The 10,114-nt window shown below is 32.8% G+C and carries 7 protein-coding genes; all 7 read left to right on the top strand.

Going from position 1 to position 10,114, the window contains the following annotated elements:
* Positions 1 to 18: 18 nt before the first annotated feature.
* Complete coding sequence (locus AC6CHS_RS08905; protein ID WP_498235666.1) at positions 19 to 1,122, top strand: class I SAM-dependent methyltransferase; 1,104 nt, start codon at positions 19 to 21, stop codon at positions 1,120 to 1,122.
* Positions 1,082 to 3,781 carry a glycosyltransferase gene (locus tag AC6CHS_RS08910; protein WP_498235667.1) on the top strand — a complete coding sequence of 900 codons (2,700 nt, stop codon included), beginning with the start codon at positions 1,082 to 1,084 and terminating at the stop codon, positions 3,779 to 3,781. Before AC6CHS_RS08905 ends, AC6CHS_RS08910 begins: the two co-directional genes overlap by 41 nt.
* A gap of 34 nt (positions 3,782 to 3,815) precedes the next feature.
* Positions 3,816 to 5,093, top strand: a complete 1,278-nt coding sequence (locus tag AC6CHS_RS08915; RefSeq protein WP_498235668.1) for a nucleotide sugar dehydrogenase — start codon at positions 3,816 to 3,818, stop codon at positions 5,091 to 5,093.
* Positions 5,090 to 5,893: an ABC transporter permease gene (locus AC6CHS_RS08920; protein ID WP_498235669.1), complete on the top strand. Its 804-nt coding sequence runs from the start codon at positions 5,090 to 5,092 to the stop codon at positions 5,891 to 5,893. The genes AC6CHS_RS08915 and AC6CHS_RS08920 overlap by 4 nt, the downstream gene beginning before the upstream one ends.
* 17 nt (positions 5,894 to 5,910) lie before the next feature.
* Positions 5,911 to 7,551, top strand: coding sequence for an ATP-binding cassette domain-containing protein (locus AC6CHS_RS08925; RefSeq protein WP_498235670.1), 1,641 nt, complete (start codon positions 5,911 to 5,913; stop codon positions 7,549 to 7,551).
* A gap of 99 nt (positions 7,552 to 7,650) precedes the next feature.
* Entirely contained in the window at positions 7,651 to 8,472 is an 822-nt protein-coding gene (locus AC6CHS_RS08930) for a glycosyl transferase family 2 (protein WP_498235671.1), read from the top strand.
* An 88-nt stretch (positions 8,473 to 8,560) separates the two neighbouring features.
* A partial coding sequence (locus AC6CHS_RS08935; RefSeq protein ID WP_498235672.1) for an SH3 domain-containing protein occupies positions 8,561 to 10,114 on the top strand: 1,554 nt, incomplete at its 3' end.

Below are 10,114 nucleotides of genomic sequence, written 5' to 3' on the forward strand. Positions count from 1 at the left end.
AGTGAAGAGGTGTTCGAAGTGAGAAAACCATTAGACAGAGTTACTGAAGCATATTTTGACGAAATGGGAACGGAGTTTGGAAATCAAACTAGAAATAGAATACATTGGGTCTGTGAAAAAGCAGAGGGTGAAAACATTCTAGATGTCGGATGCTCTCAAGGTATCACCTCTATTTTGTTAGGTAGAGAAGGTAAGAGCGTACTAGGGATTGACCTTCTGAAAGAATCTATAGAGTTCGCTGAAAAGACCTTACACAACGAATCTGAACTAACTAAAAAATATGTCGACTTTAAAAATGCAAATTTCATTGAAGAAAGCTTTGATGAAATTATATTTGATAGTATTATTTTTGGCGAAGTTCTTGAGCATATTACAGACCCAAAGCGGTTTATTAAAAAAGCAGAAAAACTTGTAAGTGAGAATGGAAGCATCATTGTTACCGTACCATTTGGTATAAATGATTACTTTGATCATAAGAAAACTTATTATCTTAATGATCTTTTAAATTTACAAGTAGAAGACCTAGTAATGACAGATATTAAGTTTTTTGGAAAATGGGTCGGAGCTGTTTACCAAAAGGGAGAAGGCAACAAATTGTTGTTAGACCAGGATATGCTAAAAGCTTTGGAAGCTAACTTCTACCAAGTGGAAAGAAGTATAATGGATAATATCTTAAATAATAACAATAAGTCTGAATCGGAACGTGGTATAAATCAAATAAATGGCCGAAACACGAGCGATCAAGAGAATCTTCCTCTTGATAATTTAATTGATGAGGAAGATTATAAAAAAGAAATAAATAAATTGAAGGAAAATGAAAATAATTTGAAAGACAAGATTAAAAAGCTTGAAAAACAGAATAAAAATAAACTCTCTGCTGCAGAAAAGAAATTTATTCTGGAAAAGAAGAAAAAAGTGCAATCAGATAAACTTCTTTTGGATGCATATAACAAGGAAGAAAGATTACTTAAAACGCATTCCAGTTTACTAAAGCGTTATGAAGCGTTAAAAACCTCTAAATTAGGAAACCTTACAATTAATTATTGGAAATGGCGTAGAAAATATTTTGGAGGGAAAACAAGTGGATCAAAAATCAATAGATCAGCGGCTCGCAACAATTAAAAAATTAAAAGAAAAACTAGAAGAAAATATAAATGAAGAAATGGCTTTTCTTAAAAATGGTTCTTCTTTAACATACAGTGATACACCTGCTAAGAAAAAGCAAAATACAACGAAAAACAAAATGACTGAAGAAGAGATACAAAAAAAGAAAAATTATTTAGCTTTAAGAGATAAAGTTGCTGATGCTAATTTCTCTTCCAAAATTGAATCTTTGCTAAAACAAATCCCTGAAAGTAATGGTAGTAGATTCTACAAAAAGTATGATGTGAATATTGGAATTATAGCAGATGAATTCCTTTATAACTCTTTTGAAGGGGTGGCTAATTTTCATTATATTACGAGAGACAATTACAAAGATTACACAGACAAACTTGATATCTTTCTTTTAGTCACAACGTGGAAAGGAATTGATATGAGCTGGAAGGGTTTGGGAAACCCAAACATCAGAAAACACAGAAAAGATATGTTTGAGATACTGAAACATTACCAAACTAACGGAATTAAGACGGTTTTTTATTCAAAAGAAGATCCTGTTAATTATGAGATTTTCATAGAATTAGCTCAAAAATGTGATTATGTATTTACAACTGCAGAAGAAGTGGTAGAAAGTTATAAAACTGATTGTAATAACGAAAAGGTCTCCGTTCTTAACTTTGGTGTAAACCCCACTTATCATAATCCGGTAGGGATTCGTAAGTTCAAAAAGAGAAAAGAAGTCCTTTTCTCTGGTTCTTGGTATGTTAAATATCCCCACCGTATTGAAGATACACAAAGAATTTTTGATGGAGTTTTAGACAATGGTACCGATTTGAAAATAATTGACCGTAATTATCAACTGAAATTAGAAAGGCACTTCTTTCCTGAAAAGTATTTAGAATATATCTCACCTGCTTTGGATCATCATACTTTGCAAAAACTTCACAAGTTGTTTGACTGGGCAATTAATCTAAATTCTGTGAAATACAGCAATACGATGTTCGCAAATAGAATTTATGAATTACAAGCTTTAGGTAATATCCTTCTTTCTAATTACAGTACAGGTGTAAATAATAAATTTCCAAATGTATTTCTAGTAAACAATCGTAACGAAGTAAAAGATATATTAAATGGTTTCTCTGATGAGGAAAAATATAAACACCAAGTATTCGGGGTTCGCCGAGTGATGTCTAGAGAAACAACCTATATAAGAATTCAAGAGTTATTGGAAGCTACCAATACGCCTTATGAAGACCAATCTAGAAGTGTAGGGGTTGTCATAAAGGAAAATTCGAAATATATTAATGAAATGTTTGAAAGGCAGTCATATCCTCATAAACAGCTTATTCTAGAACAAGATTTTAGCGAAACAGTAAAAGAGAAGTTTGATATGATTACTTTTTTTGATGTAAGTAAGGAGTACGGCGAGTTTTATTTAGAGGATATGGTTAATGGGTTCAAATATACTGATTCTGATTTTATAACAAAGGAAGCTTATTACGACGGCGATAACTTTGTAAAAGGAACAGAGCATGATTATGTAAAGGTTATTAAAGATAAGACTAGAACGATTTTTTGGAGTGAGGCCTTCACATCAGAAGAATTAATGAAAATGGACAAGACTTTTCATAGAGAAAATGGTTTTAGTATTGATCGTTTTGAGTTCAATAACAAAAACGTAGTGAATGAAGTGAAGGAAGTTGAATATAAACTTTCTGTTATCGTTCCAACTTACAATAATGGCGATCATTTGCTGAATAAGTGCTTTAACAGCCTTAGACGGAGTAGTATATTTGAGGAAATGGAAATAATTATTGTGGATGATGGTTCAACAGATAACTATACAACTAGAATTATAAATAACATAGCAAGACAATATTCTAACGTAAAAACTTTCTTCTTTAATGACGGAGGAAGTGGGAGTGCTTCTCGACCAAGGAACAAAGGGGTCGAAATCGCATCTGCATCATATGTAACCTATTTGGATCCTGATAATGAAGCTATCAATGATGGATATGCAGGTCTATTAAAAGAGATACATCAAGAAAATTATGACTTTGTGGTAGGAAATATGTTAAAGGTTTCAGACAAAGTGTTAAACTTTGATTATTATAAAACCATGATGCAGTTTAATGGAAGTGACGTTATTTATAAACGAAATATTAAGCAATATGTTGTTAATACTTCCTTTAAAGCCATGAGTATTCAAGCTCTTGTATTGAGAAAAGATTTAGTGACAGAAAATTCTTTGAAAATGGTAGAAGGGGCTATTGGTCAAGATACTTTGTTCTTTCAAGAATTACTCCTTAACTCTAAAAAGGTGAAGGCTATTAATCTAAATATCCATGTTTATTATGCAGCAGTAAATGGCTCCGTTACAAATGTAATTTCCAAGAACTTTTTTGAGAAGTATCTCCTTTTAGAAAAAGAAAGGATTTCCTTCCTACAAGAACACAATCTATTAAATGATTATATGGAAGAAAAGTTCTATATCTACTTTACAAACTGGTACCTAAAGCGACTAAATAAAATTAAGGCAGAAGATCTAGAAGATTCGATAGAGAGCTTATATAAAATCCTTGCTTTATATAGAGGCTATATAAAAGACGAGGATGAAGCCATACGGCGTTTTGAAGATTTATATCGTAATAAAGAATTTGAAAAGATGTTAAGTAGTTTTTAATATAACGCATAAAAAATCTTAGGAGGAATTTTAAATGAAATTAACAACAGTAGGGCTTGGGTATATCGGGTTGCCGACATCTATTATGTTTGCTAAGCATAATGTAGAGGTAGTAGGGGTAGACGTCAAACCCGAGGTTATCGACTCATTGAATGGCGGAAAAATTCATATTGAAGAGCCAGGATTACAGGAAGCACTTGAAGAAGTAATTTCTTCAGGGAAGTTTAGAGCTTCTCTAACACCTGAAAAGGCTGATGCCTTTATAATATCGGTGCCAACACCTAACCATGATGATGCGCACAAGTCAATGGACCCAAGTTTCGTATTAAGTGCCGTAACGGCAGTACTACCATACCTAGAAAAAGGTAATGTTGTGATCGTAGAATCAACAATTGCACCAAGAACTACTGAAGACCTAGTACAGCCTTTATTGGAAGAAGCTGGCTTTGTAATTGGAGAAGATATCTATCTGGTACACTGCCCTGAGCGTGTTCTACCAGGTCAAATAATGCATGAGCTAATTTACAATAACCGTATCGTAGGAGGAGTAACACCTTCATGTACAGAAGCTGGTGCTAAAGTTTACGGTACTTTTGTGCAAGGTGAACTAATCAAGACGAATGCAAAGACCGCTGAGATGTCTAAATTAATGGAAAATACGTTTAGAGATGTTAACATCGCCCTAGCAAATGAGTTAACTAAAGTAAGTAATGAACTAGATATTAATGCATTAGATGTTATAGAAATGGCTAATAAACACCCAAGAGTAAACCTTCATACTCCAGGCCCAGGTGTAGGAGGGCATTGTTTAGCAGTTGATCCGTATTTTATCGTTTCAAAAGCACCAGAAACAGCACAGCTAATTAACTTATCAAGAACAATTAATACTTCTATGCCACATTATGTTGTGGAAAATATTAATAAACTAATGGAACAAGTTAGTGGTAAGACAGTAACAGTCTTTGGGCTTGCCTATAAAGGAAACGTGGATGATATCCGCGAAAGTCCAGCAATGGAAATTTACGAGATATTAAAGAATCAAGCAAAATATGAAGTGAAAGCCTTTGATCCACATGTAGATAAAGAATGGGTCGCAAATGACTTAGATTCAGCTGTATTCGGTTCTGATCTAGTAGTCATATTAACGGATCATAATGAATTCAAAGTATTAGATTGGAATAAATTCTCATCTATGAATAATGCGAGAATTCTTGATACTAAAAATGTAGTCTCCAATCCAAGTGAAGATGTACAATACATTAATTATGGGAACCTTTATCAATTTATTAACAAAGAGAAAGCTTTGGTATGAGCACCGTATTAAAAACTTTGAAAGACCAGATCATTTACTTCCCATTAATATTCAGACTTGCGATCTATGAAATAAAAAGCAAGTACCAAATGCACTATTTAGGTATTTTATGGCAATTTTTAAATCCATTTATACAAGTGTGTGTCTATTGGTTTGTTTTTGGGTTAGGCCTAAGGGGAGGAGAACCTGTAGGGGATATTCCTTATTTGATCTATTTACTAGTGGGACTGATACCTTGGTTTTTCATCAGTCCTACAATTGTACAAGCTTCCAATAGCATCTATACTAAAATTAATTTAGTCTCTAAGATGAAGTTCCCAGTCAGTATTTTACCCACAATCACAATTATGGGTAATACTTTTAATTTTATAATTATGATAGGTTTATTGATTATAATGTGTCTTTTTTATGGCATCAATTTTTCTCTGCAGTGGTTACAATTACCTTATTATATTTTTTGTATGTATTCTTTTTTATTCGCGGTAACAATACTAACATCAACCGTTTCTGCGTTAATAAGAGATTTTCAGCTATTTATTCAATCGGCAATGAGGTTATGCTTTTTTCTAACACCCATTTTTTGGAGCATGGGTAATTTTTCTAAGAAGTATCAAACCTTCATTGAATTAAACCCATTTACGTATATAATTAATGGGTTTCGAAATTCCCTTTTATCGGGTGACTGGTTTTTCGAAGAGCGAAGATATATGCTTTATTTTTGGTCGCTAACGGTTTTACTACTGTTTATCGGGAGTTTAATTCATAATAATTTCAAAGATAAATTTGTAGATTATTTATAAAGTACGGAGGCTTATGTATGGATAGCCCAGTTGTTAAGTTTAGAAATGTGTCTAAGACCTACTCTTTGTATAAGAAGAGGTCAGATAAGTTGTTAGAGATATTGTCTTTTAGAAAAAACGGAAAAACTTTCTCCGCATTGTCAAATTTATCATTCGAGGTATTTAAAGGAGAAACGATTGGTATTATCGGGGTAAATGGTTCAGGGAAGTCAACTTTGTCAAATGTACTTGCGCAAGTGACTCCTCAAAGCTCGGGTGATATTTATATAGATGGTGAAACTTCGTTGGTTGCGATCTCTGCTGGTTTGAATAACCAACTGTCCGGTCTTGAAAACATTGAGTTAAAGTGCCTTATGCATGGTTTAAATAAGAGAAAGATAAAAGAAATAACTCCAAGTATAATTGATTTCGCTGATATTGGAGATTTCATAAATCAGCCCATTAAGAGCTATTCTAGCGGTATGAAGTCACGACTGGGTTTTGCAATTTCTGCGCATATCCAACCTGATATTTTAGTAGTTGACGAAGCTTTATCAGTCGGTGACTCTACTTTTTATCAAAAATGCCTTGATAAGTTTGATGAGTTTAAAGAGCAAGGAAAAACCATCTTTTTCATTAGCCACTCCCTATCCCAAGTAAAAGCCATTTCTGATAGAATATTGTGGTTGAATTTTGGGAGAGTTGAGATGTTTGATGAGAAGACAGTGGTGGCTAAAGAATATACCAAATTCATTAAATGGTTCAACCAATTAAATAAGCAAGATCAGAAAAAATATAGAAAGAAAATGTTGAGTAATCAAATTGCTAGCGGTAAAGGGCTACCCAACACAGAAGAGGCTATAGGTTTAAGCCGACGTCATATAAAGAGAAAACCTAAAAATAGTAACGCTTTGTTTGTACAAATTTCATTATTGGTAATTTTATTCTTAGTGAGTGCTCTACTAATGTTTATAGACAACCCACTTGCAGCAGTAAAAAGTTTTTCTGAAACAAATGATAATGATGCCCATATAGAAGTAAATACAAATGAGCCTTCTCAATCTCCAACTTTAGATGTAAATAAGACAGGCTATACTGCGGAAGAAGAAGTAACAGTTTTTAAAGATAATAACCTTGATCAGGAAATCATGCAGTTACCTTTCGCCAAAGAGGTTTCAGTGTTAGAGAAGATTGATGGATTTTTATACAAAGTAAGGTTTGATGGTAAAGAGGGGTATATTAAGGAAACAGATATTGAAATTGTGGCAGAGACCGATATGGATGATTGGAATGTTGTACTTGAAGATTTTTTGCCAATATTCCCAGAACAATTTAGGGAGTCCTATTCTTTCTTGTTTCTTTTCTTAAATACGGAATATGAAATGGTTAAAAGTAAGCTACAGGGATTAACAGGCGAGTATACTGACAACTTAGGTAGACCTGTCCTTGATTATGAATCAACCCACATCTCATATATTTTTGATGACAATCAGACTTCAGTAGCTATTGAAGTAAAAGATATTGTTATGGAGGAGAATCTTCTGGAAAGGCTCCGTGATGAATCGATCGTAACCTCAAATGATTCACAATTATATTATGTTTTAACAAGCGAATATGAGGCTTATTTGGATCTTGAAAATGCAACGATTACATTTTCATCTAGAAAAGGTGATATCTAAATACAATATAATCAGGACCTGAAAATTACACTCGACCTTCTTATTCAGAGATGTATTAGAGCAGAGGAATTTATTGTTAAACTAGTTATACGACTAAGGATGGGGGATATTATGTTTGAAGAATACAAGAAACTCAGTGTTGAATACAATCAGCTAGAAGATCTTGATTTAAGTAATGAAAATCAATTATTTTTAAAAGTGATGGTTGATAATATACCTTTTGAATTTCTACTTAATGTTAAGAGGGATTCAGAAAAAATGATTGTGTTTGGATCAGGTGCATACGATAGTCAAAAGTTGACCCCCCCTATTTTTAACCGTTTTAGTTGGAGAGATAAGTTTGATTGTACAACAATTTACTATAATGATCCTACACTTTATATGGGAAAGATAAATTTAGGTTGGGGTTACGGAGATGAAAAGAAACATTACCTGAAAGTCATATCAAATATAGTTAGACGCATAAAAAATAGATTATCTATCTCAAATAGAAAAATCCTATTTTTTGGAAGCTCAGGTGGGGGCTTTAATAGTTTGATGTTGGCTGGGATGATTCAAGGCTCTAAAGCTTTCGTTAATAACCCGCAGACCATTATTACGAATTACTTTAAAACACATGTTACTAGTCTACATCAAGCAGTTTATGGTAACGAATTGAACAATAAATTTGTGCTAAAAAGAGTGAATGTAATAGAGTTATATAAAAGTCTAGATTATGTACCTGAAATTTTCTATGCGCAAAATATAGCAGCTAAACATGATATGGATAATCATTTAATTCCATTTATTGAGGGTCTAAATAGATTACAGGATAATATTATAAATAATAAAATAACGATGTACTATTATTCAGATAAAGAACAGGGGCATCATCCTTTAGATACAAAGACAACAATAGAGTTAATAAAAAGTTGTATATAAATAGAGAAAACACAAAAATCTACTATATAAAAAGTCTTTTCTTTTAACGTTCCAAGAATAATTCACCTATTTACGAAAGGAGATACACATGTATAAATACAAACAATTATTCTTTATTTTAAGTGTTTTTTTTCTTGTATTGTTTTATCAAATAACTAATCCAGTTGATACATATGCTGAACTATTAGATGATAAGAAAGATTTGCAGTTATTCCAAATTAATAAAAAGGTAGATTTAAACTCAGGGATCACATTTTTTGAGAATACTTATCTTTATGGATTCGAAGTAGATGAAGGTGTGAAAATACAACTAGCAGATAATTATGAAGTACTTCCTTATAATGACGTCGATAAAATAGAAGTGGCAGGAGTACCTGTTTACAATAAACCACTTGATAGTGTGAAAACTACTACACTTAAGGAAAATAGTACCTTATATGACTATCGGAACAATCGAGCTATAAATTTAAAAAACGAAATAAAGTTACAAGTATATAAGAATGATAATGACCAAAATGTGATTTATTTTGGGAACCAGGAATTTTACTTGAAAGAGGAAGTAAGTAATGGAGAGATTTCTAATCAAACTATTACAGCTGAATTGTCGAAAGAAAGTTCCACTGAAAGTAAGCAAGAGGAAATTGAAGGAACTGAAAAAAGTGAAAGTTTGGTAGATGATAAAAGTCAAGAGGTAGAGGAAAGCGAAGGAACCGAGAAAAGTGAAGGTTTGGTAGATGATAAAAGTCAAGAGGTAGAGGAAAGCGAAGGAACCGAAAAAAGTGAAGGTTTGGTAGATGATAAAAGTCAAGAGGTAGAGGAAAGCGAAGGAACCGAAAAAAGTGAAGGTTTGGTAGATGATAAAAGTCAAGAGGTAGAGGAAAGCGAAGGAACCGAGAAAAGTGAAAGTTTGATAGATGATAAAAGTCAAGAGGTAGAGGAAAGCAAAGAAAATGATGTAAAAGAAGTAATTAACGTAGAAGGTAGCGATTCTACTGAAAAAAACTCAGTTGACTCAACTAAGGAAGAATTAAAATCAAGATCTTTAGTGGCGTTATCTACACTTGAAAATCCATGGTCAGGTGTGGATGCTAATTACTTTAAAGTTATTACTAACAATTTAACAGTATATGATAACCGAGGATCTGGCCCATTAAAACCAATAGGAGAATTAAAAAAAGGCCAAGCATACTCTATAGTAAGTGATTATGGCAGTTGGCACAGAATTCAATTTGGAGAAATTTATGGTTATGTAAAAAAGGCCAATACTATTCCTGATAGTGGTTCGTCTTTAAAAAACGTAAATAGTGGTTATAAAAATACTTCACGAAGTTTAGAAACATTACAAGATGTAACAGTATATGATAATAGTTCAGGAAATTTAATACCAATGGGTGTAATTAAAAAAGGACAAAAGTACTCGCTAACATCGGATTATGGAAACTGGTGGAGAGTCCTATTAGCAGACCGAGTAGGCTATGTTAGAAAAAGTGAAGTGAAGGCTGAATTCCAAGATGGAGACCAGTATTTCCGAGTACATACTGATAACTTGCCAGTATATGACAATAGAGGCTCAGGTGCACTACAAAAAGTAGGGCAATTGAATAAGGGTGAGAGTTATTCTATAGTAAGTAACTATGGAGAT

Source organism: Oceanobacillus sp. GQ8, assembly GCF_059758495.1.